34 protein-coding genes are annotated in these 26,956 nt (G+C 40.1%); 28 read left to right on the forward strand and 6 right to left on the reverse strand.

Translation table 11 applies throughout. The annotated features are described in order from the left end of the window. The first annotated feature begins 49 nt into the window (after positions 1-49). Complete coding sequence (locus NSQ62_RS06410; protein WP_341323098.1) at positions 50-898, forward strand: GNAT family N-acetyltransferase; 849 nt, start codon at positions 50-52, stop codon at positions 896-898. Between the two features lie 231 nt (positions 899-1,129). Here the strand turns inward: NSQ62_RS06410 and ade are convergent, their stop codons facing one another. Further along, the gene (ade, locus tag NSQ62_RS06415) at positions 1,130-2,857 is read right to left on the reverse strand and encodes an adenine deaminase (RefSeq protein ID WP_341323099.1); all 1,728 of its coding nucleotides are present in this window, start codon (positions 2,855-2,857) and stop codon (positions 1,130-1,132) included. Positions 2,858-3,043: 186 nt separating this feature from the next. Here ade and NSQ62_RS06420 point away from each other — a divergent pair, with 186 nt between their 5' ends. From NSQ62_RS06420 to NSQ62_RS06455, 8 genes are all read left to right on the forward strand, one after another. Then, entirely contained in the window at positions 3,044-3,283 is a 240-nt protein-coding gene (locus NSQ62_RS06420) for a hypothetical protein (protein WP_341323100.1), read from the forward strand. A gap of 31 nt (positions 3,284-3,314) precedes the next feature. Beyond that, positions 3,315-3,743, forward strand: a complete 429-nt coding sequence (locus NSQ62_RS06425; RefSeq protein WP_341323101.1) for an NUDIX hydrolase — start codon at positions 3,315-3,317, stop codon at positions 3,741-3,743. Between the two features lie 30 nt (positions 3,744-3,773). Beyond that, a complete protein-coding gene (locus tag NSQ62_RS06430; RefSeq protein ID WP_341323102.1) occupies positions 3,774-3,911 on the forward strand; it encodes a hypothetical protein in 138 nt (45 codons plus the stop codon). A gap of 103 nt (positions 3,912-4,014) precedes the next feature. Next, positions 4,015-5,079: an AAA family ATPase gene (locus NSQ62_RS06435; protein WP_341323103.1), complete on the forward strand. Its 1,065-nt coding sequence runs from the start codon at positions 4,015-4,017 to the stop codon at positions 5,077-5,079. 1 nt (position 5,080) lies between these two features. Beyond that, on the forward strand, positions 5,081-6,874 hold the full coding sequence (locus NSQ62_RS06440) for a VWA-like domain-containing protein (protein ID WP_341323104.1): 1,794 nt from the start codon (positions 5,081-5,083) through the stop codon (positions 6,872-6,874). Between the two features lie 31 nt (positions 6,875-6,905). After that, complete coding sequence (locus NSQ62_RS06445) at positions 6,906-7,385, forward strand: hypothetical protein (protein WP_341323105.1); 480 nt, start codon at positions 6,906-6,908, stop codon at positions 7,383-7,385. Between the two features lie 63 nt (positions 7,386-7,448). Continuing rightward, the gene (locus tag NSQ62_RS06450) at positions 7,449-7,592 is read left to right on the forward strand and encodes a hypothetical protein (protein ID WP_341323106.1); all 144 of its coding nucleotides are present in this window, start codon (positions 7,449-7,451) and stop codon (positions 7,590-7,592) included. Positions 7,593-7,679: 87 nt separating this feature from the next. Then, positions 7,680-7,982 (forward strand): hypothetical protein, encoded by a 303-nt coding sequence (locus tag NSQ62_RS06455; protein ID WP_341323107.1) that lies wholly within the window; start codon positions 7,680-7,682, stop codon positions 7,980-7,982. A gap of 79 nt (positions 7,983-8,061) precedes the next feature. Here NSQ62_RS06455 and aac(6') read toward each other — a convergent pair whose 3' ends face one another. Beyond that, on the reverse strand, positions 8,062-8,499 hold the full coding sequence (gene aac(6'), locus NSQ62_RS06460) for an aminoglycoside 6'-N-acetyltransferase (protein ID WP_341323108.1): 438 nt from the start codon (positions 8,497-8,499) through the stop codon (positions 8,062-8,064). A gap of 11 nt (positions 8,500-8,510) precedes the next feature. Then, the gene (locus NSQ62_RS06465; protein ID WP_341323109.1) at positions 8,511-8,948 is read right to left on the reverse strand and encodes a GNAT family N-acetyltransferase; all 438 of its coding nucleotides are present in this window, start codon (positions 8,946-8,948) and stop codon (positions 8,511-8,513) included. Positions 8,949-9,106: 158 nt separating this feature from the next. Here NSQ62_RS06465 and NSQ62_RS06470 point away from each other — a divergent pair, with 158 nt between their 5' ends. The 13 genes from NSQ62_RS06470 (at position 9,107) to NSQ62_RS06530 (ending at position 19,962) form a co-directional block, all read left to right on the forward strand. Beyond that, positions 9,107-9,427 carry a PadR family transcriptional regulator gene (locus NSQ62_RS06470; RefSeq protein ID WP_341323110.1) on the forward strand — a complete coding sequence of 107 codons (321 nt, stop codon included), beginning with the start codon at positions 9,107-9,109 and terminating at the stop codon, positions 9,425-9,427. Continuing rightward, positions 9,420-10,595 (forward strand): DUF2812 domain-containing protein, encoded by a 1,176-nt coding sequence (locus NSQ62_RS06475; RefSeq protein WP_341323111.1) that lies wholly within the window; start codon positions 9,420-9,422, stop codon positions 10,593-10,595. The genes NSQ62_RS06470 and NSQ62_RS06475 overlap by 8 nt, the downstream gene beginning before the upstream one ends. A gap of 180 nt (positions 10,596-10,775) precedes the next feature. Further along, positions 10,776-11,153 (forward strand): GntR family transcriptional regulator, encoded by a 378-nt coding sequence (locus tag NSQ62_RS06480; RefSeq protein ID WP_341323112.1) that lies wholly within the window; start codon positions 10,776-10,778, stop codon positions 11,151-11,153. Then, positions 11,146-11,835, forward strand: a complete 690-nt coding sequence (locus NSQ62_RS06485) for an ABC transporter ATP-binding protein (protein WP_341323113.1) — start codon at positions 11,146-11,148, stop codon at positions 11,833-11,835. The genes NSQ62_RS06480 and NSQ62_RS06485 overlap by 8 nt, the downstream gene beginning before the upstream one ends. Beyond that, positions 11,832-12,653 carry a hypothetical protein gene (locus NSQ62_RS06490; protein ID WP_341323114.1) on the forward strand — a complete coding sequence of 274 codons (822 nt, stop codon included), beginning with the start codon at positions 11,832-11,834 and terminating at the stop codon, positions 12,651-12,653. The genes NSQ62_RS06485 and NSQ62_RS06490 overlap by 4 nt, the downstream gene beginning before the upstream one ends. 12 nt (positions 12,654-12,665) lie before the next feature. Then, on the forward strand, positions 12,666-13,832 hold the full coding sequence (locus tag NSQ62_RS06495) for a hypothetical protein (RefSeq protein WP_341323115.1): 1,167 nt from the start codon (positions 12,666-12,668) through the stop codon (positions 13,830-13,832). 206 nt (positions 13,833-14,038) lie between these two features. Continuing rightward, a complete protein-coding gene (locus NSQ62_RS06500) occupies positions 14,039-14,905 on the forward strand; it encodes an alpha/beta hydrolase (RefSeq protein WP_341323116.1) in 867 nt (288 codons plus the stop codon). Continuing rightward, positions 14,898-15,395: a hypothetical protein gene (locus NSQ62_RS06505; protein WP_341323117.1), complete on the forward strand. Its 498-nt coding sequence runs from the start codon at positions 14,898-14,900 to the stop codon at positions 15,393-15,395. Before NSQ62_RS06500 ends, NSQ62_RS06505 begins: the two co-directional genes overlap by 8 nt. After that, positions 15,377-15,952, forward strand: a complete 576-nt coding sequence (locus NSQ62_RS06510; RefSeq protein WP_341323118.1) for a GNAT family protein — start codon at positions 15,377-15,379, stop codon at positions 15,950-15,952. The genes NSQ62_RS06505 and NSQ62_RS06510 overlap by 19 nt, the downstream gene beginning before the upstream one ends. A 312-nt stretch (positions 15,953-16,264) precedes the next feature. Next, a complete protein-coding gene (locus tag NSQ62_RS06515; RefSeq protein ID WP_341323119.1) occupies positions 16,265-17,335 on the forward strand; it encodes a 3'-5' exonuclease in 1,071 nt (356 codons plus the stop codon). 87 nt (positions 17,336-17,422) lie between these two features. After that, positions 17,423-18,259 carry a type II pantothenate kinase gene (gene coaW, locus NSQ62_RS06520; RefSeq protein ID WP_341323120.1) on the forward strand — a complete coding sequence of 279 codons (837 nt, stop codon included), beginning with the start codon at positions 17,423-17,425 and terminating at the stop codon, positions 18,257-18,259. A 127-nt stretch (positions 18,260-18,386) separates the two neighbouring features. Next, a complete protein-coding gene (locus NSQ62_RS06525) occupies positions 18,387-18,785 on the forward strand; it encodes a MarR family transcriptional regulator (protein ID WP_341323121.1) in 399 nt (132 codons plus the stop codon). A gap of 4 nt (positions 18,786-18,789) precedes the next feature. Then, positions 18,790-19,962, forward strand: coding sequence for an MFS transporter (locus NSQ62_RS06530; RefSeq protein WP_341323122.1), 1,173 nt, complete (start codon positions 18,790-18,792; stop codon positions 19,960-19,962). A gap of 42 nt (positions 19,963-20,004) precedes the next feature. Here the strand turns inward: NSQ62_RS06530 and NSQ62_RS06535 are convergent, their stop codons facing one another. Then, complete coding sequence (locus tag NSQ62_RS06535; RefSeq protein WP_341323123.1) at positions 20,005-20,397, reverse strand: ribonuclease HI family protein; 393 nt, start codon at positions 20,395-20,397, stop codon at positions 20,005-20,007. A gap of 110 nt (positions 20,398-20,507) precedes the next feature. Between NSQ62_RS06535 and NSQ62_RS06540 the strand changes: the two genes are divergently transcribed. Next, positions 20,508-20,702: a zinc-finger domain-containing protein gene (locus NSQ62_RS06540; RefSeq protein ID WP_341323124.1), complete on the forward strand. Its 195-nt coding sequence runs from the start codon at positions 20,508-20,510 to the stop codon at positions 20,700-20,702. A 636-nt stretch (positions 20,703-21,338) separates the two neighbouring features. Here the strand turns inward: NSQ62_RS06540 and NSQ62_RS06545 are convergent. Both NSQ62_RS06545 and NSQ62_RS06550 read right to left on the reverse strand, forming a co-directional pair. Next, complete coding sequence (locus NSQ62_RS06545) at positions 21,339-22,322, reverse strand: SEC-C metal-binding domain-containing protein (protein WP_341323125.1); 984 nt, start codon at positions 22,320-22,322, stop codon at positions 21,339-21,341. Between the two features lie 247 nt (positions 22,323-22,569). Further along, a complete protein-coding gene (locus NSQ62_RS06550; protein WP_341323126.1) occupies positions 22,570-23,466 on the reverse strand; it encodes a DMT family transporter in 897 nt (298 codons plus the stop codon). Between the two features lie 296 nt (positions 23,467-23,762). Here NSQ62_RS06550 and NSQ62_RS06555 point away from each other — a divergent pair, with 296 nt between their 5' ends. The 5 genes from NSQ62_RS06555 (at position 23,763) to NSQ62_RS06575 (ending at position 26,928) form a co-directional block, all read left to right on the forward strand. Beyond that, complete coding sequence (locus NSQ62_RS06555) at positions 23,763-24,632, forward strand: LysR family transcriptional regulator (RefSeq protein ID WP_341323127.1); 870 nt, start codon at positions 23,763-23,765, stop codon at positions 24,630-24,632. A gap of 15 nt (positions 24,633-24,647) precedes the next feature. Then, a complete protein-coding gene (locus tag NSQ62_RS06560; RefSeq protein WP_341323128.1) occupies positions 24,648-25,310 on the forward strand; it encodes a phosphopantothenoylcysteine decarboxylase in 663 nt (220 codons plus the stop codon). A gap of 68 nt (positions 25,311-25,378) precedes the next feature. Continuing rightward, a complete protein-coding gene (locus NSQ62_RS06565; RefSeq protein ID WP_341323129.1) occupies positions 25,379-25,864 on the forward strand; it encodes a YbaK/EbsC family protein in 486 nt (161 codons plus the stop codon). Positions 25,865-25,867: 3 nt separating this feature from the next. Next, a complete protein-coding gene (locus NSQ62_RS06570) occupies positions 25,868-26,668 on the forward strand; it encodes a VOC family protein (RefSeq protein WP_341323130.1) in 801 nt (266 codons plus the stop codon). Positions 26,669-26,691: 23 nt separating this feature from the next. Then, positions 26,692-26,928, forward strand: a complete 237-nt coding sequence (locus tag NSQ62_RS06575; protein WP_341323131.1) for a hypothetical protein — start codon at positions 26,692-26,694, stop codon at positions 26,926-26,928. The last annotated feature ends 28 nt before the right edge of the window (positions 26,929-26,956 follow it).

Below are 26,956 nucleotides of genomic sequence, written 5' to 3' on the forward strand. Positions count from 1 at the left end.
GAATAATAAGAAAACTAGAAAATGAGTTCTATGGAAGAGGGGAGTTTGGTTGAAATTTACTGATCGAAGTAAACGAATTTTAAAAAATGCTGAAGATGTGGCGCGACAAACAACAGGACTTGTATATCCGGTGCATATTTTACTTGCAATGTTAGAGGAGAAGACTGGCGTATGCGCGGAGTTAAACATGAGTTATCCGCGGTTGAATGAAGTGTTACATGCACGTATCGAAGTGATATACCGAGTGGATTCAGTGGAAGGAACCATTATTCCCCTATTTACAATGAATGCTTCAGAGGCAACAAAGCAAATGCTTGAAATCGCCGAACAGCGCATGCATCGTTATGGGCAGCTTGTCATCAATGAAGGTCATTTGGCGGATGGGATTTTTAGAAGTACTGACCCGAAAACGCGAGAAATCTTAAAAGGTCTTGATGTTGAGGGGATGCACCATATTGTTTGTACGGCGCGTGATATGGTTGTACATTTACGAAATTATACGTTGCCAAGTGAACTCAATACGCAAACGACATTTCGCCGAGCACAGCTTTTAGACCATGCTGCTTTAATTGATTTTGTGAAAACACATTTTGGAGCAGGTTGGCTGGAATCAATTGATAATGGCTTTACGTATGAAGAAATCCCAATTTTTCTAGCATTTGAAGGAGAGAACATCATCGGCTTTGCAAGCTTTGATGTGACACGTAACAGAAAAGGCATATTTGGACCAATGGGAACGCAAAAGACAATCCGTTCGCACAAGGTAGGCTATACGCTTTTACATTTGGCGTTAAATGAAATGAATGATATCGGTTATGAATATGCGGTGTTAGGTGAGGCAGGGCCACTTGAGTTTTATGAAAAGGCTTGTGGCGCGGTGGTAATTCCGAGGAAGTGAACTATATAAAATGAACCGAGAACAAAAGTAGAGAAATATTTTTGTTCTCGGTTTTTTGTTGTATGTTCCTTATCTATTTAAATGAGTTTGCATCAATAATCAAGTCGTTTAATTCTTATTAAGCTTACATGCCTATTTGTAAAATGCTTTTCAACGATATACATATCTTCTTCACCTGCGAAACCTTGAGCTGTTAATTTTTCAAATAACTCCCATAACAGCTCCTTAAAGCTATTTCACTTCGATCTCAATATGCTGGAACGCTTCTACATCAAAAAGCCCCGTATCTGTTAATTTAAGTGATGGAATAACCGGTAATGCTAAGAATGACAACGTTAAAAATAGATGGAACGATAATGTAGGGTGCAGCACGTGTAAGGCTTCATGTACCGTATGTAGCTGCTCTGTTGCAAGGCTTGCGTCAACATTGGTCATAATCCCACCAATCGGCAGTGCCATCTGAGCTAATACCTCACCATCTTTGACAACAACAAGCCCACCTTGCATGGCTTGTAGCGCATTAAGTGCAGTTGCCATATCAGCATCATTTGTCCCAACAACAATTGCGTTATGCGAGTCATGTGAAATCGTCGTCGCAACAGCGCCTGCTTGTAAGCCAAGACCGTGTACGATAGCGATCGCTTTTGTCCCGCGGTTTAAATGGCGTTCAAACACTGCAATTTTTAAGAAGTCCTTGTCAATATTAGGTACAAATTCGCCGTCAACGACATCCACATGCGCGGTTAACTTTTTCGTAAGGATTTGGTGTGGAATGACTTCAATAATATTCACCAGTGATTGCGATAAGGGCAATGTAAAATCAGCCGCCGTAATTTCAGGTAAATGCACCGATTGTAAAATGCTTGCAGGCACTTCTGTCAGCATCGCAGCGGGTGTTAGCATGTGCCCATTTTCTGCGACCTTTTCTCCTCGTTTCCACACAGCCGCAATTTGCATCATTTCTAAATCATCGAGTAACACAAAATCCGCTTGGAAGCCGGCTGCTAGTGCGCCTAAATTGTGCAAGCGGTAGCATTCTGCCGCGTTTAGTGAGGCAATTTGAATCGCTTGTAGTGGTTCCAGGCCTTCTTCGATCACCATTTTAATCGAGGCGTTAATTGTGCCTTCGTCGATAATTTCATCTAAATGCTTATCATCGGTACAAAACGCAAAGCGGCGGGCATTTTGTGGGGTAACAGCTGGTAAAATCGCCCGTACATTTTTTGCGGCTGAGCCCTCACGCATTAACACATACATGCCTTGTGTGACACGCTCAATCGCTTCTTCAGCGCTCACACATTCATGGTCCGTATGGATATTTGCCGCACGGTAGCCGGTAATTTGCTTGGCGTTCAAGCCTGCAGCATGACCATCGATAATCATATGATGGTCTAAGCCGAGCTGGATTTTCGCAAGCATATCGTCATCCCCATTTAACACCGCCGCAAAATCCATGACCTCTGCTAAGCCAAGTACTTGCTTGTCCTTTGTGAACGGTGCTAAATCCGCTGCTCTTAATGTAGCCCCCGCATGTTCAAAGCTTGTCGCAGGCACACTTGACGGCAGCATATAATAAATATCCATCAGTGCATGACGGGCTTCATCGATCATATAAGAAAGGCCAGTTGTACCAGAAACATTAGCAATTTCATGTGGGTCGCTAATGACTGTTGTAACCCCATGTGGTAGTAGGATTCGGCTAAATTGTTCTGGTGTCAACATCGACGATTCGATATGAATATGGGCATCGATTAATCCCGGAATACAGTAGCGCCCGTTCGCATCTTCTTCATGTCTTGCTTTGTACTTTCCTTCGGTATCCACCGCAATAATGCGTCCGTTTGCGACAACTAAGTCTGCTTTTTTCCATTGTAATAAAAATACATCCGCAATCAGTGCATTGCGTAAAATAAAGTCCGCTTCGATTTCGTGTTGAGAAATGGCAATTAATTTTTTCATGTCGTATCCTCCAGTAGTTTTTGAAATTCTAACGTATTCTGATTGTTTGCGCAAACAATGTTGCATAGATAATAGAGAAAGTTTGAAATTTAATATGAATATAGTCGTTTCTGAATAATGCGTTAATTTTACTGTGGATTGAAACTTTCTGGAAATTCGGACGTATAGAAAGAAGGAGGGGTGCGTATGGTGCTCATGATACTTTTGTTTTTACCGATGTATGGAGTCCTGATTTGGACGTATAAAAATCCGAGAGAAAGCTTACTTTGGGGCAAACGAGGTATGTTCAAAGAGGAGCCTGAGCCAACAGAGGCGGCAATTCTTGGTATGAAATCAAGAGCGATAATTGGGCTCGTTTTTCTAACGTATATGTTGCTTCTTGGGATTTTGCTAATCTACTTAGAGGATAAGGTTGTATTTTTATAGAGAAATAAGCAGATTTTTAGGAGGGATTTTAGTGGAGCAAAGTAAAATCGTCTACACGCCACCGAAACATATTGTTTCAGCGGCAACGATTGTATTAAATGAGCAAAACGAAATACTATTAATTAAAGGGCCGATGCGTGGTTGGGAGATGCCAGGCGGTCAAGTAGAAGAAGGGGAATCTTTAAAAGAAGCGGCGATTCGAGAAACAAAAGAAGAAACGGGTATCGATGTGGAAATCATCAAATTTTGTGGGATTTTTCAAAATGTAAATCGTTCCATCTGTAATACGCTCTTTTTAGCACGACCGATTGGCGGACAATGTACGACTTCACCTGAGAGCTTAGAAGTAGGCTTTTTTCCAATTGATGAAGCGTTGAAAATGGTGACAATCAAAAACTTCCGACAAAGAATTGAGTACTGTTTAGATGAAAGTATGCAGCCGTTTTATATCGATTTTTAAAGGTTTTTCTAGAAATGGAGGATTAAATTCATGACTAATCTGGTAGTAGTTGTACTATTAATTTTACTCGTATTTCTGGTTACGAAAAAATTAAAATTCAGTAAGCCAATTCCTTTTGCATTATTAATGGGCTTAGTTTTTATCTTCATTTTGTGGGGAATCAATTAAAGAGAACGAAATGCTTTTATCGATTTTTATAATTTCAAATACGTATACATAATATTGCTTCCAAAATAAACGTTTTGGGGCTATATTCACAAGGAGTTTTTAAATGAATTTAGGTGCAAAGGTTACACAAAAACAATTAATGAACGTTTTACTAAATGTCGCAGTTATACGTCCTGTTTTTATTTGGGGCGCTCCAGGAATCGGGAAATCAGCCTTAGTGGAAGAGTTTTCACGTCAAGTGGGGCTTCCATGTGTGTCGTTACTAGGGAGTCAGCTTGCGCCTGAGGATATTATTGGTGTTCCTCAAATTATAAACGGCAAAACCGAATTTTGTCCGCCAACGATGATTGCTAAGGATGAACCGTATTGTTTATTTTTAGACGAATTAAATGCTTGCTCACAGGAAGTTCAAAAATCCTTTTACAGTTTAATTCACGACCGTCGTATTGGAAATTATACATTGCCTGAGGGTTCGATCGTCATCGGTGCGGGTAACCGTGCCCAAGATAGTGCTATTGTGAAAACAATGAGCTCTGCGCTTATAAACCGTATGTTCCATGCGCAGCTACATGTCTCGCAAAAGGAATGGCTAGAGTGGGCAATGACTTCTGGTATTCATCCGTTCGTCATTGAATATTTACAAGTGCGTCCAGATCATTTATGGAAGCAGCCGCCAAAGCATGAGGAGCCTTTCTCGACACCGAGAAGCTGGCATATGTTGAGTGATGCATTGTACGAATATGGTGACGAAAATTTAACGCCAGAAATTATTGGTATTTTAGCGGAAGGCTGTATTTCTCCTCAGCACGCTGTACAATTTAAAGCGTTTTATAAGCAAAGTGATACAAAATATTATTTAAATAAAATTCTAGCAGGTGAAATGAAGTTTCCAAATGCACCAGAGGACCGTGATATTCTATACTTCCTTGTGCAAAGCTTCCGTGCTCAAATTATTAAGGGGCTACCACAAACAAGCGAAAAAATTACCGGTACACAGCGTAATTTCGCCCATCAAGCAAAGTCGCTTATTAAAGATTTAGCTGCGATTAGCCACGAAATGGCCCAGCTAGTCGTCATTAATCAAGAGGATGAGGAAAACTTACCGAAGTGGTTGATGACGGAAATTATTCGAGATCTTCCTCGTCTTGTCGATCGAAAGGATAAATAATATGGCGAATAAAAAACAGCAGCAAACTACCGGGGACAAAAACTTTTCAGCGGCATGTCTATTTTTAGATGAGCACCCGATGTTTTCTAAGCTTTTCTATAGTGCGCATATTAGTAGAAATAAAAGCTATGCAGGCTCTCCCCAAGGCTACGCCTATGTCGAAGCGGATGGCTATATTCATTGCAATCCGAATAAAACCCTTTCGACAGAGGAATGGGTGTATGTCATTTGCCATTGCCTGCTCCATTTAGGCTTTGAACACTTTAAAGACAAGGAACATCCTGTCTTTTGGAATATCGCCTGTGATGTCAGTATCGCGCGCTTTTTATATGAGATGAAAATTGGCCGTCATCCAGAAGGTCTTACGCCACCTACTGAAAATCGGGCAAAGGATGAACATACGCTCTATCAGCATTTTGTTGAGCGTGGGGCGGCCCAGCAGCAGTTTATTAGCTGGGGTACTATGGGGCATAATGAACCGGATCTGTTTATTAAGGAGTATAACGCATACTTCCGAAAGGACTGGGGCTATTTGTTAGCAGAGGGCATTGCGGATGCTGTAGGTCGTGCTGTTGAAGTGGCGAGTGGAGTTGCACCTTCCTTTAGCGGAAAGCGAATAGCAATATCAGTAGCGGAACAAGCAAAAAACTGGTTTGTGAGTAGTTACCCTCTCCTTGGTTCATTAGCATCAAGCTTTGACATCATCACAGATTTGCGCCTTTGCCAAGACCTCGATATATCGATTGCGGCGATTGATGTGATGAGTCAGGAAATTTATATTAATCCTTCTGCACAGCTTTCATTGAACGAGTTGAAATTTGTTATTGCGCATGAGCTTTTACATGCGGGACTTTGCCATCATGAACGTAGGCAAGGAAGAGATGCCTATTACTGGAATGTCGCGTGTGACTATGTCATTAATGATTGGCTAGTAGAAATGGGTATTGGCGAGATGCCCGAAGTTGGGATTTTGTATGATTCAGATTTAAAAGGATTAAGTGCGGAAGATATTTACGATCGGATTGTGACAGATTTACGCACATACCGTAAGCTGTATACATTACGAGGAAGAGAAGGGCGAGATATGATTGATGATGGTACACCCTCAAGTTGCGCAATGCGTGAAGGGATGTCACTCGAAGATTTTTATAAATCCTGTCTTTCTCAGGGGCTTGAATATCATCAAGGACGCGGGCGAGGCTTATTACCTGCGGGGTTAATCGAAGAAATCCAAGCACTTAATATGCCCGTTATTCGGTGGGATGTAGAGCTTTCCAAATGGTTTGACCACCACTTCCAACCAATTGAAAAAAAACGTACCTTTTCAAGATTGTCTCGCAGACAGTCCAGTACGCCAAATATTCCGCGACCAAGCCATGCCGTAAACGATGAGGAAATCCGAGGCCGCACGTTTGGTGTTGTGCTGGATACATCAGGCTCTATGGATAGTAAACTTCTCGCAAAGGCTTTAGGCACAATCGCAAGCTATAGTATTGCGCGTGATGTGGAAGCAGTTCGTGTGATTTTTTGTGATGCAGCCGCTTATGATGCGGGCTATATGCGCGCAGAGGATATCGCAAACTCCGTTAAAGTTAAGGGGCGCGGTGGTACGGTTTTACAGCCAGCCATAGAGCTATTACAAAAAGCCGAGGACTTCCCGAAAAACGGACCTATTCTAATCATCACAGATGGTTTTACAGACCGTTTACGAATTGCCAATCCACATGCCTTCGTTTTACCAAAAGGCAATCGGTTGCCTTTTATCGCTAAAGGTGACGTGTTTTATATTGAATAATGGAGCTCATAATTCTAAAGGGGGGAGAAAAATGTTTTTTTTAAATCCTAAATTAATCAAAAATAATAAGAAATTTTACGCGGAGTTATTATTTAAAGATGTGTCATCAGAAACATGGGATAAAGCGAATTTGACGAAAGAGAATCTAGATTTTTCAATCGATAGTGTTCGGTTAGTTAATGAGTATGCGGATAGGTTACTCCATACAGAATTTGGCCAGCAGTTATTAAAAGAGCATCCTGATAATTTCACAACACGCATCGGTGCCTATTTAGGTGAGGTCATTAAAAATCACAAGGACGGGCAATATCGTTGGTTTGATTTTAATTCTATAAAAGAAAATACGGTGCATTTAACTAACGATGTCATCAGTGTAAAAGACGAGGCTGTTCTTTATTCTAAAAAAATGGATCAAGTATTGTGCCCAATCTATGAAGTGAAGCAATATCTTGATGGGCAATCTCACTATAAAAATTTTTTAACATACGTAGAAGAAGCGATTAAGAATTAGGGCATTCGATTAGAATGGGGACTTTTTAATCTTCTCCGTTCTGCTACGCTCGGGGGAAACGCGTTGATGAAAGATGATTTTATGCTCGCGACCGTTGTACTGCGTTCCGGGGCAGGCTTTCAGGGCGGCGTGGCTACAACTAACTTTTTTTGCCTCTTACGGCGGCATAAAAAGTGGATTTTCCGCGCACGCTTAATCGCCTTTTAGTTGCCATCCCTTTAATTTTGATAGCCAAACTATTTGAATGGCTTTTTTAAACGCCACAAAACAACGATAAAAGCCGGGGGGAATCAAATGAGAGTAATCTTAGAATTACTGCGCATTGTCTTCATTTTTTTAGTTCTCATGGGGATTTTGGGGGCTGTTTTTGAAAATATCTACATAAGCATCGGGAATGGTGCTGAAAATTATAGTTGGATAAGTTTGATTGCTATTTTTATTATTATTTTTGTATTGTACCGAAATAAATATCAATTTAGTGGATGGTATAAGGGGGAGGGGCAAGAAAAATTATCAAAAAGAGTTTCTCTAGCACTCATCACAATTTCGGTTATCTTGCTACTATTCCCACCAATTATTGCCTTCTTCTTCAATTAACTTAAAAAGTTTGGAAACATACATAAAAGCCAAAACGTTGCTAAATTAGCGTTTTGGCTTATTTCTTTGTGTATTTTGGCTACTTGAGCTGCTTCGTAAAACAAATGATGCGGTTTGCCTCTGTGAACCCAAGTTTGAGATGCATCGCGTAGCTATCCATATTGTCTAGCTCACAATCACTCGCAAATTCTGTACAGCCCTTACTTACAGCCCAGCGCTCACATGCGTCAACAAGCGCTTTGGCAAACCCCCTATGACGGTGGTTTTCTAACACATAGAGCCCCTCCAAATAGCCAACGGGACTAGAATCCGTCCCTTCCACATAATCTGTTCGCAGCTGGCATTGGGCAAAACCAACTGCCTCCAAATCTTCCACTGCTAAAAAAATTACGCTGCTGTTGTGTGCGATAAATCCTTTCATTTCTTCAACGAAATCTTCTAATGAATTATCTGGCCATAAGCGTAATGCCAGCTCTGCCGCTGCTTTTGCGTCTGAAATCTGTGCTAATTTAATCATGTGAACCTCCGTTAAATATCTTTACTTAAAAACACGATACGCTCTATTTCTTCAAAGTTATTTTTCTTATAAAACGCTTCGGCGGGAATGCCGCGGTCTGTGAGTAATGTGATGTTTTGAATCGCAAAAGGTTGTAATGCCTGAATGAGTTCGTTCAATAATGCGGAGCCGATGCCGCTATGCTGATGATTCGGTGTTACGCACATTTCGTGAATAAAAAATTCATCCCCACTCCACCACGCGCGGCGAACGCCAAAAATAAAGCCGATGAGATCTTCTTGTTCACAAGCTACTAGTCCAAAAAATCCGGGTGTATTCGTAAAATCCATTAAATAGCGCGTTGCATTTTCAACTGTCCATTCATCATTCCACGGTTCGGCGTTGAACACGTCGATAAAGGTTGTCGTACATTTTTCTAAATCTTGTGCTATGTATTGTTTGAATTCCATTTTAAAAACTCCTTTATATGTGCATTGACTCAAGTATAAGTTAAAGCTTAATAGATGTATAAAGAATTTTCTGACGATAATACATTTACATTAATATCCTTTTGTTTTACTATTATGTCATACGATATATCGCGAGGCATAATAGTGAGGTGAGGGCAATGTCTTATAATGGTGGGCCGATGACAGAGGCGATGTATTATGTGCTGCTGGCACTGATGAGACCGAATCACGGCTATCAATTGATACAGGCGATTGAAGCAGTATCGCGCGGACGAGTTCATATGGGACCTGGGACATTGTACGGCGTGCTAGCGCGCATGCAAAAAGAGGGTCTGATTGCGTTAACAAATAATGATGGACGTAGAAAAACCTATGAGATAACCGGGGCTGGCAAAGAGGCGCTATTAACTGAATATCGCCGTTTACAGGCAGTTTTATACGATAGTCAGCTACTAGAGGAGGCGACGAAGGATGAGTAACGTGGTACGACGGTTTAGACTGAACGATTATTGGGACATGGCCGAGCATGAAAGCTGGTATACACATATGGCACAGCAAGGGCTTTTCCTGAAGAAGAAGGGTACGTTCTTTACCTATTTTGAGCAACGCCCAAGCCAAAAGATGAAATACCGCATTGAAGTTTCGAAAAAGGCATTAGAGGATGCTCAAATTGATTTTTACGAGTCTGCAGGATGGGTATATGTCACCCATTATAACTATTTTCATGTGTTTCGCTCGCCTGCTGAAATAAATGCACCTGAAATTCATACCGATCCAGTCGAGCAGGCAAATACGTTAAAAGATCTGAATCGAATGCTCATGGCTAACTGGATTGTTACGATAATTGCAGGAATGATTTATTTCGGTATGGCATGGGCGATTTTCTTTTTGGATGGGACACCTATACGTCAACTCGTTCAAGGAGCAACGACTAGTCAATTGTTTTTACCAATATTTATGTTATTGATTATGTTACAGACTGCACAAGCGGCCTTGTCCATTCGTCGGCTGAAAAAGAATTTACAAAGTGGTATACCGCTTCAGCATGATATTCCGTGGCAGAAAAAATCAGGGCGTAATGCGTGGCATATCTTTTATTTAAGTATAGCGATCATGGGCTGTGTCTTATCGTTTAGTCAGCTCTATGTGATGGACTATGGGTCGTTAGATGAAGATGATGTACGTTTTCCAAGTGTCAATTTAGTTGCTGTTGAACAAGATGACCAGCTTACTGTCGGGGAAGATTGGTTCAGGGGGAAAAATTATCATAATATGTATAGCACCGGCTGGAATCCATTCACGAAAACGCAGTATACGGTCGATCAGACAGGCGTCGTGCCAAATAGGCAATGGGCAGATGAAAGTGGTGTCTATGAGCCATCCATCCAAACCGAATTTTATGAGCTACGTTTTCGATTTTTAGCCGAGCCGTTAGCAAGTGATTTAATGAAATGGTATGGACGTTTTGACTTGCGCATTCCTTCCAATGTAGCCGATGGACGTTTTGACAAACTATACACACGTGAAGATTACCCAAAAATCGAAGTAGCTGCAGTAAAAGGTAAAAAGGTTGTCTATGTTCGTTATTTTGGTGATGCAAAGATGAGTGATGTTGTGGAACAAGTTTTAGAGTTTTTAAATAAATAATTTAATAAATATTGACAATTTAAATGTATTAAGGGCATAATACACAGTAACAAGTGTATGAAGGTCTTAATACATTTTTTTGTGCATAGTGTACTAATGGGTTGATACACTTTAAGGAAAAGTATTTTTTTAATCAAGGTGTATGAAGTGCTTAATACACTTAAAAAGGCGGTGAAATCATTGGAAGTGAAATTTAATAATCGGGATCCGTTGTATGTGCAGGTCATTCGCCATTTTAAAGAGCAAATTGCGAAGGGATTCTATGCACCAGGACAGGAAATCCCATCACGTCGCGAGCTGGCCAATCAGCTCAAAATTAATCCCAATACGGTGCAGCGTGCCTATAAAGAAATGGAGGAGCAAAAATTGATTTATACAGAAGGAAATTTGCCAAGTTGTATTACGAAAGATGAAGAGGTACTGAAAGGTGTACGTCAAGAGTTAATTAGTGAAGCGGTGCATATTTTTATCAATTCGATTAAATCAATTAATGCGCCATTACCGGAAGTGTTAGCGCTCGTACAGCAAACGTATAAGGAGGGGGATTCGCGTGATTGAAGTAAAACAGGTCAATAAAAAATATAAGCGTAAGCAGGTATTGAAAAATATGAGCTTCACCGCTGAAAAAGGGCAAATTACGTGCTTGATTGGCATTAACGGTGCGGGGAAAACAACGATCATGAAATCGATTATGGCATTAACGCCGATTGATAGCGGTGAAATTTTAATTGACGGTAAAAAAATCACCAAAGATGCATACGAAAAAATTACGTATATTCCAGACCGCCTTGTGATGCTGCCAAGCTATACGATTGCCGAAGCGTTTGAGTTTATGGACAGCTTTTATAAATCGTGGAATGAACAGCGCGCACAAGAGCTACTGCAGTTTTTTAGGCTGGCGCCAACGGAAAAAATTTCAAGTCTCTCAAAAGGGAATGCAGCCAAGGTGAATCTACTGCTAGGTTTAGCGCTCGACGTTGATTACATCTTGATGGATGAGCCGTTTTCAGGCATTGATATTTTCTCGCGTGAACAAATTGCGGAAGTATTTACAAGTCACTTAATTGAAAATCGTGGCGTTATTATTACGACACATGAAATAAATGACATCGAGCATTTGATTGATAAGGCGATTTTAATTGGGGACGGAACCGTGTTAAAAGAAATCAATGTCGAACAGACCCGTGAAATGGAAGGCAAGTCTGTTGTCGATGTCATGCGGGAGGTGTATGTCGGATGAATTATATTAAACTAGTGAACTTTGAGGTGCAGCGTTTTTTAAAGCTGTTTGTCGCGCTTGTCGTCTTTGTCAGCGTGGCACAAATCATCGCAGCGGTCAGCTCGTCGTGGAGCTATAACAACCGTGCTGAAACCATTATGTTTCAAGAAAAGCTACTCATGAACGATTATGTTTCAAAGCATGGAAATTACTCCATGGTAAACTTTTTAAATGAAGGTTTATTTCAGCTGTCGATTGCATTTGCAGCGGCCGTATTAATTATTTATGTATTTTTCATTTGGTATCGTGATTGGTTTGGCAAGTCTTCATTTATTTACCGTTTGCTCATGCTACCAACAGAGCGACGTCATATTTATTTTGCCAAGCTAACAACGATTTTATTGTTTGTCTTTGTGCTATTAGGGGTGCAGGTGCTATTAATCGAAGTCGCAGAACTCATCGTAAAATCGATTCTTCCAGCGGAGCTTTATGCCGAACAGGGTGTAATCTTTACGTATTCGTATGATGTCTTAGCGATTTTATTTCCACAATCTATGTTGGGCTTTTTATTAAGCTATGGCATTGGAACAGCGCTTGTTGCGACATTATTTACGGCTATTTTACTTGAACGAAGCTTCCACTTGAAAGGTATAATTCTTGCAGGGATTTATATAACACTTTCACAAGCGTTTCTTTTTACGCCGATTCTACTTCAAATGAATACCAATTATTTTTATATGAGTGAAATATTAAGCATGTTTGTTGTAACAGCTCTTATTATTTTTGTTGTCGCGGTTTTCTTAGCGAATTATTTATTGAAACGAAAAATCAATGTGTAGGGAGGGAAAACGATGAAAAAATATGGGGCATTACTGATCGTGCTTGTTGTCATTGCAGCAACGCTTGGCACGCATTATATTCAACTGGCAAGTGCTTCGAGTAAAAATGCGGTGACATTTGAAACGTTATCAGGGGATGAACGCTATATTAATGAGCTAATAATAGAAGGATCTGTTGATAGTGAAGCCTATTACAGCTCGGTGCGCATTCAAAATGGGGAAACGAAGCACCTAAAGAGCTCGATTTTTGACCGAAGATTGAATCTTACGAACGAACGATTAATCGATGCGCATAAAGGCTTTATACGTGGCAAGCTCTTAGATGCCAGTCATTATTACGAGGACGAAGAGCGGTTAATTTACGTGAAGGAGCCTGACGATATTTGGCAATTAGCCCCTGGGGATGATTTACCGTATGCTATTGAAATTCTTAATAAATCGGATAATAGTGTCACAGCGTTTACGGTAAATAACAAGCTTATCCAACCAGTTAAATGGATTACACTTGAGCACGTGCAACTGGTTGGCAATGAACTAAAGCTCGTATCGAATTATGTAAAGGCAATAGGCAATGAGGAAGCGCATCTCCTAATTATTGATTTAAAAAGCAAACAATTAAAGAATGATATCGTCATTGAAACGATTCAAAGCAACGATAAGATTAATAAGTACTTAGGTTTTTACTTTGAATATTATCATTTAGGACCTGAAAAATACTTCGTTTATCATGTGAGTGAGTACGAAGCGAGATCGGAGCAAGTAACACCACTTTCTCAGCAGTTTAAAGCGTTAGATATTGCAACAAATGAAGTGACGGAAATTGAGATCCCTGAGCAAATTTTTGGTGATGAATATCGAATCGTTGTATTGGGACATCAATTAATTGCGGCGACAATTATCGACGGGGAAGTAGTAGTGAACCGTTATAACATCGGGCAGCAGCAATGGCTAGCACCGATTACACTAGAATCACCATCAAAAGTGCTGGAGCGTGCGACCTTTAAGTTACAAACACTAAACGATAAGCTGTACGTACTCGCGCAGCTTGCAGAAGGACAGCTGTTAACGATTGTTGATGCCGAGTCGGGTGAATCGTTGTATACGGGATTAATTAAGCCTACGACTGACCAACCGGACTTTACGTTGTCTGTGTCGCGCTTTTATGAAAATGAAGAATAGAGTAAAGGGCATCGAGAGAATTTTTCTCGGTGCTTTTTTCTTTTAGGGACATCTACAATAAATTAATGTGAAAATCTTTTCTGGAATAATGTAACATTTAATGAAAAGAAACGTGTATCGAGTAGAAGTAGAAAATGATTGCAATCCCACCTTAAATGCGCGAAAATTTTATTAGAATAGTGAAAAAACTTTGGGGCGGTGTTTGTATGTGGGAGCAGCAACTAATTGAAACAGAAAATGGTGTGTTTGAAGTATTTACAGCGGGTGAAGGAGAACCGCTATGTGTGACGCATTTATATAGCGAGTTTAATGCAAATGGCAATCGTTTTGCGGCAATGTTCGTGCCACATTACAAAGTGTATTTAGTCAACTTACGTGGCTGCGGGAATTCAACTGCTGATACGAGCATATTGAATTACAGTATGCATGATAGTGTGGAAGATTTAGAGGCAATTCGCCGGGCGTTGGAAATTGACTCATGGGGCTTTGCCGGACATTCTACAGGTGGGATGCTTGCGCTGAAATATGTAATCCTACATCCGAAAAGTTTACAATTTATCGTTGCAGGTGGCCTGTGTGCATCTTCGGATTATATGCGTCATGTTGGTAGTATGTACTGTAAGGAAAACCCGAATAACAAGCGCATTTTAGAAATTTTAGCGATGCTGAAAGACCCTGCTTCAACACTAGAGGAGCGTCGAGCGGGCTCAAAGGAATGGGCATTGATGTCGCTTTACAAAGCGGAAAGCTATGACAACATGGTGAGTCGCCCTAACAGCGGAAACACCGTTGCCAAACGTTTGGATTATTTTTCATATGAGGAATTACCAACATTTGATTTGCGTCCACAGCTCCCTGATGTACAAGTCAAAGCGTATATTTACGGTGGCTTCTATGATGCACAATGCCCCTATGACTATGCCGAGGAAGCCGCGCAACTTCTAGGTAATGCGACACTTACAACTTTTAGTGAAAGCAATCACCATCCATGTATTGAGGAAGAACAGAAATTTGCGGAGTTTGTCGCTGCGATTGCGGATGAACAACGGAAAGAAGAGACAAATCATGCTTAACGTACAAACCTATATTTACGATTGTTCTACTGAAGAAGGAACATTTATACCACTTAAAGACTATCAATTCACCCATTATGAGGGGAACTTTTATGTGTATTTTGCCGTAAAACAAAACGATGAAGTAATCTTTGAAACGTCATCGGAACTTGCAGATATGCTGTGGTTTATCTTACTACAAATTATGGAGCAAGCTGTTGTTGATGGACAAGGGGAGTGGGAGTTTCCTTCGCTGCTACGCATGGAATATTTGGAGGATGGTCAGTTTAAATTAATGCACAATTCTGCGGAAATCATTTACCCAGCCGATGTGTTATTCCCAGCGCTGTTAGATGGGTTTGAACAATTTATGGAGCTAATGGATCGCTATTTTTATAATAGTGAACCAACAATTTATGAGCAGCGTGTAAACGGTTATCGTGAACAAACAGTTCGATTAAGAGCGTATGCGAACTCAAAGGGGATCAGTATATGGAAACTATTAACTTAGAAAATGAAATTGTCCAATTAAGACCAGTTCAGCTGGCAGACATTGATGCCATTACAGTCGCAGCAAACGACCCGCGTATTTGGCCGCATTTATCGGTCACATTACTCGACCGCACATCGGTAGAAAACTATGTAAAAAAAGCAATTGCAGAACGTGAACAAGGCATCTCCTATATGTTTGCGGTCATTGATAAAAAAACAGGTGAACTAGTAGGCTGTACGTCATTTTTAGATATTGCCCTTACACACAAGCGTCTAGAAATCGGTTCCACTTGGTATACACCAAGCGTTTGGCGCACAGCAATTAATACGAATTGCAAGTTTTTATTACTGCAATACTGCTTTGAAGAGTTACAGCTTCACCGCGTGCAAATTAAAACAGGTCATGAAAATACACGTTCTCAACAAGCAATTGAACGTATTGGTGCGCAAAAAGAAGGGGTACTGCGCAATCATATGATTAAAAAAGAGGGCACGATTCGTCATACGGTGATGTATAGCATCATCTTGGGAGATTGGCCACAAGTAAAGCAACGATTTATCGATCAATTATTATAGCGTAATAATGCTACACCCGTACCCAACAAGCGTATCGGGTGTTTGTTTTAGCTAAAACTTCTGTAATTCTTATATCACAAATCATAGAAACCCATCATATACAATAAGTAAAACCACACTATTTCACTTCTTTTGTCACGAAATGTGAGGCATATGCGAACATTGTCGTGTTATTAGAACTGATTTCATATACAATAAAAAGAGATATTTTAACCTCCTTCAGCTGAAGGACGCAATTATGCTGAGGGCATAATTGATTTAGATAGAGTTTCTTTCTATTAACTACAAACTCTGTCGGGAAAATTATAGTAGGTGAAAAATTTGGAACGAAAAAAAACATATATTAGTGTTGACATTGAAGCCGCGTTGATTCGTGGGAAGCAGTATATTATCGAAATCGGTGCGGTGAAATGGCTACCAGACGGCACAACAGAAACGTTTACACAGCTTATTCAGCCGTATAAATTTAAACGCTTAAATGCACATATTCAGCAACTTACGGGTATTAAAACAGAGCACCTATTAGATGCACCTTCATTTAAAGAGGCATTTTTGAAGTTTAAGCGCTGGTGTAAGCAAGATTACGTGTTTTTAACATTTGGAGAGTTTGACCGTAAAGTGTTAGAAGAAGAGTTGACACGTAATTACATAAATAAAGACTGTCTTTATCCGATGATTGATTTTCAGCAAAAGTATATGATTGCACAGGGTGTGAAAGAGCAGCCGTCTTTAGGTGGATTGATGGAGCATCTTGGTCTTGAAACCGATACGCAGCACCGTGCATTAGCAGATGCTGCAAGTTTACTGTCGATTTTTAAAGCGGTAAACGGGGAAGAACTGATTCGCCAGCAGCAAACGACGGAGTTTGTATTATTATTAACAAATTTCCGTATGCTCGAAGAAACATATGATCTTGTCATTTCAACGACAAATTGTTCGGTGGAAAACGGACAAATTCAAGTACATTCCATGGTAACGCTACGTGAAGAATTACCATTTACCGTGCAAACGGTTGAACGTGTACAAGAAGACGGCGAAGTGCAAGTAAGTGAAAAGATAAATATTAAGCCAAGTGCTGCGGCGAAGAATTTTTTACAGCAGGTTGCAGACGAAACACCAGGAAAAATTTTAATGTCGCGCTCGGCATTACGCTCGGTCTCAAAGATTTTAAAGCTACATCAAGTAACTTTACCAAAAACAGAGGTCATGACATTAACGCATATCCTTCAAAAAGAGGAAATTGTTGCGAAATTTAATTTAGAAGACGAAACAACGCATTCTTATGAAGCGAAAATCCTGCGTTTACTAAATAAATTTGAGCATGCCTTTGTCGATGAATTTTACAAACGTGCCTTGATCGAGAAGCAATCGTTAGAAGTGTAAGACTATGTTTTTGCTTTATTGCGTAGAACGGTTACGCTATGATAGACAAGTAGGGAATTACTCGTGGGAAGTAAAAGGAGAAAAATTATGTCAACATGGATTGGAATCGACACAGGGGGTACGTTGACAAAGCTTGCGTATTTAAACGAACAACAAGAGCTAACATTAACCGTCTTTCCATCAAATGAAATGGATTTAGTAAAAGACTGGTTAGAACAGCATCCCCAGGTTGAAGAAATCGGTTTAACGGGCGGGCGTACAGAACAATTACGCGACGTGTTAAAGACGATGAAGTCGATTGAATATATTGTAGAATTTGAAGCAACATTAAAAGGTGTGCGCTATTTACTGGAGAAGGAAGGCCATGCCATTGAGCAAAGTATCATTACAAACATCGGAACAGGTACCTCGATTCACTACATGGACGGCAATGAACATGCTCGTGTAGGTGGGACAGGTGTTGGTGGAGGTACATTAATTGGCCTTTCAACCATTATGACTGGAATCTCGGATTTTGATACGATTAAATCACATGCTGCGCAAGGTAAGCGTGACCGTATAGACTTACTCGTGAAAGATATTTATCAAGGAATGGATACACCGATTTCTGGGACGCTAACAGCGAGTAACTTCGGTAAAGTAGGGATTACCGAATCGCGTGATTTTGTACAACAAGATGTGTTAGCAACAACACAAGGGCTTGTTGGGGAAGTGATTACGACGTTAAGTATTCAGCTAGCTGAGCAATATAAAGCAGAACATATTGTTTACATTGGCTCCACACTGACAGACAACGAGCAATTAAAGCGTGTCATTGAGCATTATACAATGTTGAAAAAGCATACACCGGTATTTCTTGCAGATTGCGGTTATTCTGGTGCGATTGGTGCGTTACTAAATATACGTGAGCACAATATACTTTGAACCCAAAAGCATTTGAACTAATTATTTAGTTCAGGTGCTTTTTTTGTTGTTCTTTACAAGTTACTTCAAAAGGCGTAATATAAAACAAGTAATTATTTAACTAGGTAAATAAAATAGGAGGGATGAAATGAATCCTTTATTTCCCGTGTTTTTCCAAAAAAACCGCCAAATCGTCAATCACTTAAATGAAGCGTTAAAGGAGCATGGACTATTTCATGCCCAGTGGACGATTCTTTATTTACTTCAAAAAAACGGTCCGATGTCGTTAACGGAAATCTGGAAGTACTTAGACGTAGAAGCACCGACTGTAACGCGTACGGTTTCCCGTTTACAAACTCTCGGTTGGATAGAGCGTGTTGAAGCAACGGATAAACGAGAGAAAATTGTGGCGTTAACACAACATGCAATCTCGCAGTTTCCAAAAATTGAAGCATCGATTGAAGCATTTGAACGAAATGTGACACAACAACTGTCACAACAAGAGCAACAGCAATTGATGACGTTATTAAAGAAGTTAGAAGGGTAGAATAATGGAACAACAACCGATTTTTACAAAACGATTTATGAGCCTATTTTTCACGAATATGGCGGTGTTTTTCGTTTTTTATGGCCTCGTAACAACGTTGCCACTTTATGCGATAGGCGTACTTGGAAAGTCAGATGATGCATCGGGCTTACTTGTAACGGTCTTCTTATTATCAGCGATTTTAATGCGTCCGTTTAGTGGGAAATTACTCGATCTATTCGGCAAGAAAAAATTATTAGCCATCAGCATTCTCTTTTATTTACTATGTACGGTACTGTATTTATTCTTTAAGCCATTTGCACTTTTATTAGCACTACGCTTTTTCCAAGGGATTTGGTTTAGTATCGCAACAACAGCCTCGGGTTCTTTGGCGGCAGATATTATTCCGGCAAACAAAAAAGGTACAGGACTTGGTTATTTTGCGATGTCGACAAACCTTGCTGTCGTATTAGGCCCATTTTTAAGTTTACTTATTGTGCAATATACAAGCTTTGATGTGTTATTTATTGTCTTGTCAGTCATTGTGACAATCGGAGCATTGCTCGCATTGACAGTGAAGACGAGTGATTTACCAAAGCCTATGCATGTAGAGCGTAACTTTAAATTTGGCTTGCATGATTTATTTGAGAAAAAGGCGTTACCTCTTGCAGGACTTGCCGCGTTAATTGCGTTTGCGTATGCAGGCGTACTTTCGTTTTTATCCCTTTATGCAGAGCAGCAAAACTTATTAGCCGCAGCAAGTTATTTCTACGCGGTATATGCGGTAGCGATGATGTCCGTTCGTCCGATGACAGGGAAAATTTATGATACGCTAGGTGCGAAATTTGTGATTATCCCATCGTTCGTGTTATTTGCGATTGGACTTGCTATTTTAGCGAATGCCGATAGTACATGGATATTTTTAGTGTCGGCCGTATTTATTGGTGCTGGCTTTGGCACACTTAATACGAGCTTCCAGTCTTTATGTATTCAAGCGACTACACCTCAACGTACAGGCTACGCGACGGCCACGTACTTTACGTTATTTGATGTTGGGATTGCGCTCGGCTCGTTTGTTTTCGGTATAGTCGCTGTCAATTTTAGCTATGCGATGATTTATTATTTATCGGCCGTATTAGTAGTCGTAGTTTTTGCGATTTACATGCTGCTTTTTGTTCGAAACAAAAAAATGGCATAATAAAAACGATGCGTACCTGAGAGGGTGAGCATCGTTTTGCTTTTAGCTTTTATTTTTAAGTAAAGCCTCACGTGCAAGTGCATCCGCGGCTTTATTTTCCTTGTCGGGAATCCACTTAATGAAAAAGAGTTCGAGCTCGTCAATCATTTCTAGGGCACGCTCTAAATACGGCTTGAATTCCTCGTTTTTGACGTAGCGTTTATCAACCGAGCTGACAACAATTTTAGAATCCGAATGAAGCCAAACGATATTTGATTCAAGTTTTTGTGCTTCCTCTAAGCCACGAACGAGCGCGGTAAATTCAGCGATATGATTATTGGTCATGCCGATTGCTTCACTTTTTTTAATGAGATGGCCTTCGCCTTTTATAAAAATACCAATGCCACTTAGACCAGGATTGCCTGCGCTGGCACCGTCAATATATACCTCTAACATAAGAAAACGCCCCTTTTCCTGTACTCGTTTTAGTATAGCAAATGTGCTTCAGTTGGAGAAATCAAAAAAATAAAGTACAATAATGAAACAGCTTGAAGGAGGTACTGGGCGTGAATAAAATTGATGTGATGAAAGATATTGATGAATTAACTGATACGTATTGTGTGGATTGCCTGGTCATTCGTGATCTGCGTAAACAACGTGGCAAGCAAGGCGCACACCGATTTTGCATTGAAAGTTGTACAGTAGGAGAGCAACTGCAATTTTTAGGGCAAGAGATGATGAAAATTTATGAAAAATATTAATTTTACAACTTTTAAATTATTGTTGAATAATGATAATTTTTTGATATACTAATAAAGTATTCTTATTTATCCTTCATCAGTCTCTAGTAGAGATTTATGTAAAAAGGGTAAATTTTTTCAACGGAGTTGTTACTGTTGAAAAATTTCTTCATAGTTAAATACCTTTTATCCTAAAAGGGCAACACCCCACCAATCGCTGCGCATAACAGCATTTGGTGGGGTGTTTTTGTTTTCAATTACCTTTCGAATAAGATGTTACTTATTTTATTGGCGGGCACCGGCATGAAAGCGTTAGAGTCACGTCGTACGTGTCTCTACCACTTTCTCTAATGCCGCATGCTAGGCCCGCCAATACATAAATCTTGCTCTCGTTATTTAGTTAAAAGCGCAAAATTAAGCCGCTTGCGCTACCGCGAGGCGGCGGAGTAGTGAAAAAGTTAACTTCTATTAATTAAGTGTAATTTTGAACACTATATTGCAATTGAAATTGAATTAATCAAACACCTGCTTCGAAGTACAACGGACGCGAGCTTAAAATCATCTCAATTCAACGCTTTCACCCCTGTAGCGTAGCAGAACGGACTTAATTGGATAATAAAAGCCCACGTACAAAGATTTGTACGTGGGCTACAGGAACTACTGCTTGTCTTGATAGAAAGCCGTTAGTTCTTGGTGGTATTTGTTTAAAGAGGATGCCGAAATGCCGAAGCTTTCTGCGATATCTTTTACCGTGAATTTTTGACCTAATAAGTCGTGGTCTTGACCGAAACGTACAGCACCTGCAGCAATTGCGCCTGCTTTACGAGCAGAAGGTTCTTTTTCTACTAAGTAGTCTTCAACGATTGCAACAAAGCTTTCGTTGTCGATGCCTTTATCCGCCATGAATGCTTTTAATAGCTCCACAACTTCTTGCTCAAATGGCGTGAACTCTTGGCCCTCGTAACCATTCTCCACTAAACCTTCCCATAATAATAGGTGGTTTTCTTTTGCGAACTCAGCAACGCTTAAGCCACTCTTCTTGTAAGCAGCAGTAAATTCTTCAAATGAAATCGCATGCTCCTTATGGAAGAAGATTAACGTAGAGGCCGCTAATACGTGGTTCTCTTGTTTTGAACCATCTGGTAAAAGGAATGCGAATACGCGCATACCTAGAGGAATCGGTTTTGGGCTTTCCTTTTGGATGTGGTACACCGTTCCGTCCATTGCAGAAACTGCTGTGAAGTAATCATCTGCTACCGTTTCAACTGTACCGATAAAGAACATTGGGTTTTCCCAAGTTTCTAAAAGCTCGATCATTGAAGGGCGGACCATTTTCTTCGACATTTTTGCTAAGTAATTTGTCCAAATTTCAGGGCGCTTATGGAAGAAAAATTCATCTAAAGCAACCGCTTCTACTAATTCTTTTTGTAACTTTGACTCTAGTTTTGGAGCCCAAGCTTGTACTAGCTCAATAAACTCACGAATATCTTTTCTTTCAGGATAATTCGTATAGAAAGTTTGTAGTACATTTTCAATCTCTTCATGGAAAACTGTTGCAGAAGTTGCTTGATTTTTACCCTCACAACACTTCTTGTATTTTTTTCCGCTACCACATGGGCATTGGTCATTACGTCCAACCATTGTAACACTTCCTTTAATACAACTTGTTAAATACTTGTCTCACAAGTATTGCTACTCTTAATAATAACGTCAGATTGTTATTATGGAAACTGATTATCTATTCAGAACTATCAGAAAAACAGTCACTTTTTCTATTATATTAAAAAATGAGTGAAAATAGAACAAAAAAATTAAAAAGAGGACATAGCAATAGATTCGCTATGTCCAAACGATATAAACTGCGCTTAGCTTAAATTTTTTCACGATGTTAAATACTAGATTGAGATTCGATAGGCGCCACTTTTTTCGCTGTGGCGAACTGTTCCATCTGTGCGACGAAGTTTCCGACTAAAATAAAGGCACCACCGATTAATAGCTGTGTCGTTAAACCTTCACCTAAGAACACTAATGCGAAGATTGCTGCAAAAATCGGTTCTAATGAGAAGATTAATCCAGTATGTGTTGGAGATGTATACTGTTGTACAACAGCCTGTGCTATGAAGCAAAATGCTGTACAAATAATCGCTAAGCCTAAAACCGCTGCCCAACCAACTGATGTCGCTGGTAACTGAGGTGTTTCGTAAACGAGTGTAAAAATTGCACCAAGCACACCGGCTACCCCTAGTTGATAGACACCGTATGAAATCGACTCTACATCTTTTGTGAATGTACTATTTAAGATTAAGTAGACAGAATAACAAACCGCTGCAATCGCAACTAGAATATCACCTGTTTGGAACGATAAAGATTCTTTAAATGTTAACACCGTAATCCCAATCATCGTTGCCACGATTGCAAAGCTGACCGCACGTGATGGCAAACGTTTTTCTAAAAAACTTGTGAAAATCGGTACTAATACAACGGTTAAGCTTAAAATAAATCCTGCATTACCAGCAGAAGTTGTTTTTAAGCCAAATAAAGATAGGGCAAATACGATAAATAGGATAGCCCCTTGAATCGATGCGTAGAAAATTGTTTTTTTGTTCACGCGCAACATCTTCGGTAAAAAGATTAGCCCGGCAATAATAAATGCGATTAAGCACCGCAATGCAACAACGTTATATGCTTCTAAAACTTCTAGTCCCATTACCATGAATGTATAGGACAGCCCCCAAAACATTGTCACGATCACCATTAAAATATTTGCTTTACCTTGTAAACTCAAAGATGTCACCACATTTCGTCAAAATAGTTCATTTTAGCAAAAATAAACTTGCTGTTATAAAACACTATAAACTGGAGATTGTGATTAGTAAAACGAATGTTTATAATGGTTAGTATGAAAAAAATTCATGTCTAAATTTTTTATGGCGTGCAAGAAAGCCTGGTGGAAAAAAGTGAAAGCCTCGGGTGGATATCGCGGATTCGGAAATGGAGTTCTTTGCGCTAGAGCAATGCCGAATCCGGACGCAATGGAATTGGGCAAGGGTGAAATTGATCTTTAAAAAGGAGTGAATAGTAATGAGTTTAGTGAAATACGAAATTTTGAATAAGGTAGCAGAAGTGCATAGTTTTACAAAAGCAGCAGAAATGCTAGGTCTGACGCAGTCTGCGGTTAGTCATGCTGTTTCTAGTTTGGAAAAAGAGTTCGGCTTTAATTTAATTCACCGAAATCGAAATGGCGTTATCTTAACGGAAGACGGACAAGAAATGTTATTTGAAATGCGCAAAGTTTTACTAGCTGAAGAACACCTCCAACAAGCGGCTTCGAATATTTTAGGAGTCAGCAAAGGGACAGTACGTATCGGGCTCATTTCGACGATTTCTACGCATTGGATGCCAAATATTATTCCAATCATGGATGAACTTTATCCTGGTATAAGAATTGAACTGCGAGAAGGGGATTATTATGAAATCGAGCAATGGCTTGTCAATGGTGAGGTCGACTGTGGATTCTTAAATCGAACGAGCTCAAAGCAGTTTGAGTTTATGCCGCTAAAGCGTGATCCGTTATTATGTATTGTGTCAAACGAAAGTCCGCTATATGATAATACTGAAATCGATTTATTAGAAATTGAAGACGCACCGTTTATTATGCCTTCCTATAAAGGGACCAATGATATTTTAACGAATTTTGAAAAATATGGTGTTCGTCCGAATATTCGCTTTGAATTATTTGATGAAAAGGCGATTGTTGCGATGGTGGAACATAATTTAGGGATTAGTATTTTGCCGCAAATGGCGATTGGTGTATTACCAGGAAATGTGAAAGCGTTACCATTATTGCAGGAAAGTTTTCGTACAGTAGGATTGTCAACAAAACAAAAACTATCACCGGCGTCACAAAAGTTTGTTGAAGTGTTAAAAGAGTGGCTGGCGTCCGTTGAATAATAGCGAGGTTATCATATGTTAACAGGAAAAAAAGTTTTAATTACTAGTGGGGGCACATTTGAAAAGTGGGACAATGTGCGCGGCCATACGAATTTGTCTAAAGGGACGATGGGCTGCTATTTAGCAGAAGCAGCCTATGCGAAACAAGCAGAGGTCATTTATATGCACGGCGTATTCACGCAGTTACCGGAACACAAAGCACATATGCATCTTGTGCCATTTGAAGGTATTGAGGATTTAGGAAAGACATTACAGCAAATTGTTACGCGTGAGCATATTGATTATATTATTATGGCGGTTGCTGGTTCTGACTGGTTAATTGATAAAGTATTCGATCAAGCAGGTAATGAGCTAACGGAAAAAGGGAAAATGCCATCCGATGAGCCACCTGTCATTCACTTTAAAAAAGCACCAAAAATTTTAGGCCAAGTTAAAACGTGGGCTCCAAATTCAATATTAGTTGGTTTTAAATTAGAGGCAACAGAAGATCCGCAGTATTTAATCGACCGTGCGACACTTCGTATGGAGGCGGCACATGCGGATTATATGGTCGCTAACAGCTCGAAATCATTGTACGGTGCGATGGAGCCACATTTTATTGTGGCGAAGTCAGGAGACATCGTAAAAATCGATGGCAAACAAGCGGCGGCCAATGCGCTCATTGATTTATTTCAATAATGATGCCTCGTTCGATACTTTATCGTGATATAATTGAAATATTCAATTTATTTAGGTGGGTGTCGAACATGTCTATACAAGAAGTGAAGGCCTATTTTGAAAACCAAGGTCGTTTAGTAGATGTACTTGAGTTTAATGAAAGTAGTGCCACAGTAGAGCAAGCAGCCCAAGTGTTACAGGTGATTCCCGCGCGCATTGCGAAAACCTTATCCTTCCATGACGCGGAAAATGGCGCGATACTTCTCGTAGCAGCGGGTGATGCGAAAATTGATAATAGTCGATTCAAGCAGCAGTTTGGCTTCAAGGCAAAGATGCTTGATTTGGAAAGTGTTGTAACGTTAACGGGACATCCTGTTGGTGGGGTTTGTCCTTTTGCGCTAGCAAGCGACTTACCAGTATTTTTAGATGTATCTTTAAAACGCTTTACAACCGTTTTCCCAGCATGTGGTAGCGCGAATTCAGCGATTGAGTTAACTTGTGACGAACTCGAACAATACGCGGCGACAACGACTTGGGTCAATGTTTGTAAAGCATGGAACGAATCGGAGGGGTAATAGATGTATGTATTTGATCATGTTGTCCATGTTGTAAAAAAGCCAGAGCTAGCGGTGGAATGCTTACAAAACGAGGGAATTCACGCGGTAATCGGTGGGAAGCATGAAATGTGGGGTACGTATAACGCATTAAGCTATTTTGATTTAAGCTATATCGAATGTATCGGGATTTTTGATGACGCACAATTCGAACAAGCCGCACGTGAAAAGCATTCATTACATGCAAGTATCGCGCAGGACAAGTCAGGGTTAACGCGCTTTGCGGTGCGTACAACGACGATTGAAGAAGATGCGAAAAAATTTCGTGAGGCAGGTCTTGAAGTGTCTGGACCAACCTCTTTTTCTAGAACGCGCGAAGATGGTTCAGTTGTCAGCTGGCAGTTACTTTACGTAGGTATGCCGACAGCGAAAGTCGCCTGCCCGTTTTTCATTCAATGGGATGAGGCAGCTGGTGTTCGTCGTGAACTGTTAGAAACGCAAGGGGTCATAGCCAAGCATGCGGCAGGTAATTTGCAATTGGCAGAGCTACATTTTATTGTGCCGGATTTTGTAGCAATTGAAAAATTAGCAGCACTTTGTGGCGTAACTATTGAAAAAGTTTCCAATATCGACGACAATGTAGACATCATGAACGTGCTTTTACCAAACATAACGCTTGTATTCCAATGTCCAACAGGGGACGGCTATGCGTGGGATTATATGCTGGATTACGGTTACGGCATTCAAAAGCTTGTACTTACAGGTGCCAATACTGACCAAGTAATCGAGTACGACGGCGCGATTTATGAAATGACTACACGTTAATACATACTTAAAGGAGTTTATACATGACGAATTTAACAAAGCAAGAAGCATTAACCGCGTTAAACAATAACCAATTCGTAGGGTTTACAACGACATCAGGGAATGTGATTGTTAAAAAATCAAATCGTACAGATTACGATATTTTCGTATATGAAGAGGGCAATGAAGAGCCATCACACTATATTGGCAAAATTACAAATGTCCTTGCCACATTCAGTGATAAAAACAGCAATAAAGATTTTACGATTGTGGAAAAATAAAAAAGAAGCTGTAAACGACGTATGTTGG

This window comes from Solibacillus sp. FSL H8-0523 (assembly GCF_038051985.1).
Taxonomy (GTDB): Bacteria; Bacillota; Bacilli; order Bacillales_A; family Planococcaceae; genus Solibacillus.

Bases quoted from the DNA above. Each gene is read 5' to 3' on its own strand.
- ade (WP_341323099.1), bottom strand. From the start codon at position 2,857: ATGAAAAAATTAATTGCCATTTCTCAACACGAAATCGAAGCGGACTTT.
- NSQ62_RS06420 (WP_341323100.1), top strand. From the start codon at position 3,044: ATGGTGCTCATGATACTTTTGTTTTTACCGATGTATGGAGTCCTGATT.
- NSQ62_RS06430 (WP_341323102.1), top strand. From the start codon at position 3,774: ATGACTAATCTGGTAGTAGTTGTACTATTAATTTTACTCGTATTTCTG.
- NSQ62_RS06435 (WP_341323103.1), top strand. From the start codon at position 4,015: ATGAATTTAGGTGCAAAGGTTACACAAAAACAATTAATGAACGTTTTA.
- NSQ62_RS06440 (WP_341323104.1), top strand. From the start codon at position 5,081: ATGGCGAATAAAAAACAGCAGCAAACTACCGGGGACAAAAACTTTTCA.
- NSQ62_RS06445 (WP_341323105.1), top strand. From the start codon at position 6,906: ATGTTTTTTTTAAATCCTAAATTAATCAAAAATAATAAGAAATTTTAC.
- NSQ62_RS06455 (WP_341323107.1), top strand. From the start codon at position 7,680: ATGAGAGTAATCTTAGAATTACTGCGCATTGTCTTCATTTTTTTAGTT.
- NSQ62_RS06465 (WP_341323109.1), bottom strand. From the start codon at position 8,948: ATGGAATTCAAACAATACATAGCACAAGATTTAGAAAAATGTACGACA.
- NSQ62_RS06470 (WP_341323110.1), top strand. From the start codon at position 9,107: ATGTCTTATAATGGTGGGCCGATGACAGAGGCGATGTATTATGTGCTG.
- NSQ62_RS06475 (WP_341323111.1), top strand. From the start codon at position 9,420: ATGAGTAACGTGGTACGACGGTTTAGACTGAACGATTATTGGGACATG.
- NSQ62_RS06490 (WP_341323114.1), top strand. From the start codon at position 11,832: ATGAATTATATTAAACTAGTGAACTTTGAGGTGCAGCGTTTTTTAAAG.
- NSQ62_RS06495 (WP_341323115.1), top strand. From the start codon at position 12,666: ATGAAAAAATATGGGGCATTACTGATCGTGCTTGTTGTCATTGCAGCA.
- NSQ62_RS06500 (WP_341323116.1), top strand. From the start codon at position 14,039: ATGTGGGAGCAGCAACTAATTGAAACAGAAAATGGTGTGTTTGAAGTA.
- NSQ62_RS06505 (WP_341323117.1), top strand. From the start codon at position 14,898: ATGCTTAACGTACAAACCTATATTTACGATTGTTCTACTGAAGAAGGA.
- NSQ62_RS06510 (WP_341323118.1), top strand. From the start codon at position 15,377: ATGGAAACTATTAACTTAGAAAATGAAATTGTCCAATTAAGACCAGTT.
- coaW (WP_341323120.1), top strand. From the start codon at position 17,423: ATGTCAACATGGATTGGAATCGACACAGGGGGTACGTTGACAAAGCTT.
- NSQ62_RS06525 (WP_341323121.1), top strand. From the start codon at position 18,387: ATGAATCCTTTATTTCCCGTGTTTTTCCAAAAAAACCGCCAAATCGTC.
- NSQ62_RS06530 (WP_341323122.1), top strand. From the start codon at position 18,790: ATGGAACAACAACCGATTTTTACAAAACGATTTATGAGCCTATTTTTC.
- NSQ62_RS06535 (WP_341323123.1), bottom strand. From the start codon at position 20,397: ATGTTAGAGGTATATATTGACGGTGCCAGCGCAGGCAATCCTGGTCTA.
- NSQ62_RS06545 (WP_341323125.1), bottom strand. From the start codon at position 22,322: ATGGTTGGACGTAATGACCAATGCCCATGTGGTAGCGGAAAAAAATAC.
- NSQ62_RS06555 (WP_341323127.1), top strand. From the start codon at position 23,763: ATGAGTTTAGTGAAATACGAAATTTTGAATAAGGTAGCAGAAGTGCAT.
- NSQ62_RS06560 (WP_341323128.1), top strand. From the start codon at position 24,648: ATGTTAACAGGAAAAAAAGTTTTAATTACTAGTGGGGGCACATTTGAA.
- NSQ62_RS06565 (WP_341323129.1), top strand. From the start codon at position 25,379: ATGTCTATACAAGAAGTGAAGGCCTATTTTGAAAACCAAGGTCGTTTA.
- NSQ62_RS06570 (WP_341323130.1), top strand. From the start codon at position 25,868: ATGTATGTATTTGATCATGTTGTCCATGTTGTAAAAAAGCCAGAGCTA.
- NSQ62_RS06575 (WP_341323131.1), top strand. From the start codon at position 26,692: ATGACGAATTTAACAAAGCAAGAAGCATTAACCGCGTTAAACAATAAC.